1 protein-coding gene is annotated in these 1,084 nt (G+C 37.3%); it reads left to right on the forward strand.

Annotated elements, in window-relative coordinates; all coding sequences use genetic code 11:
• The first annotated feature begins 181 nt into the window (after positions 1-181).
• The gene (locus DW862_RS25635) at positions 182-1,048 is read left to right on the forward strand and encodes a transposase (protein WP_004310695.1); all 867 of its coding nucleotides are present in this window, start codon (positions 182-184) and stop codon (positions 1,046-1,048) included.
• Positions 1,049-1,084 lie beyond the last annotated feature (36 nt).

Consider the following 1,084-nt stretch of genomic DNA (forward strand, 5'->3'; position numbering starts at 1 on the left):
ATGCGAATCAGTAGTTGAAATCACTAGCTGATTCAGTTAGTTAAATTGTTATTATTCAATTAATTATCTCATTTATTTATTTCTTAATCTCCTTGAAAATCAGTATATTAGAAGAATAAAACCACTCATTATTCTAATTATGATTCCCAAGGAGAAAGAGCTAAAACTTATAAAAATATATATGTATATCTGCGATGTTTATCAGTCTTCACTGAAGTTCTACTGTCAGAGGTTCAGTAATAACGCTACACCGATCTTCACTGATCAGGAGCTGCTTACCGTATATCTGTTCTGCGGAGCGTATCAGCGCTATTTTAGCATCAAAGAGATACATACATTCACCAAAGAATATTTGCTTTCCTGGTTCCCTAACCTTCCCTCTTATCAAACATTCAACTATCGGCTGAACCTGATGAGTGAGGCGATTAATGAACTGGTGAAGCATCTCATTACTTTCTTTAAACCAACAGATTGCGATTCTATGATATCACTTATTGACTCCATGCCCATCATTACTTGTGCAGGAAAGAACAAAACCGGAAAAGTGGCTACTGAAATTGCCACTAAAGGATACTGCTCTACAAAGAACATGTATTATTTCGGGCTCAAACTTCACACCTTAGCTTTCCGCAGGGAAGGAACCATTCCATTCCCCGAAATGATCATCTTATCATCGGCAGAGGAGAATGATCTGACTGTTCTTAAAAGAGAAGCCGCTGATAGTCTTATAAACAGATATATATTTGCGGATAAGATATACTCAGACTTCTCGTTCTGGGGAAACAAACAGCAGGAACAAGGGGTAACCATGATGACTCCCGTTAAAGCAATAAAGGGAGAGGAGCCTATTATTACTCAAAGAGAGAAAGCGGGCAGAGACCTGTTTTCAACTGCAGTATCAAAGGTCAGACAACCGATAGAATCTTTTTTCAACTGGCTGAATGAAAAAACAAATATTCAAAGAGCGATGAAAGTCAGATCTACATCTGGACTTTTAGTACATACGATGGGCAAAATTGCCATCGCATTCATTTATCTAATTTTCTAAAACAAGGAATCAGAGTTCAACTACTGATTCGCATTA

Source organism: Bacteroides sp. AM37-9, assembly GCF_003603455.1.
Classification (GTDB): domain Bacteria; phylum Bacteroidota; class Bacteroidia; order Bacteroidales; family Bacteroidaceae; genus Bacteroides; species Bacteroides xylanisolvens.

Bases quoted from the DNA above. Each gene is read 5' to 3' on its own strand.
- DW862_RS25635 (WP_004310695.1), top strand. From the start codon at position 182: ATGTATATCTGCGATGTTTATCAGTCTTCACTGAAGTTCTACTGTCAG.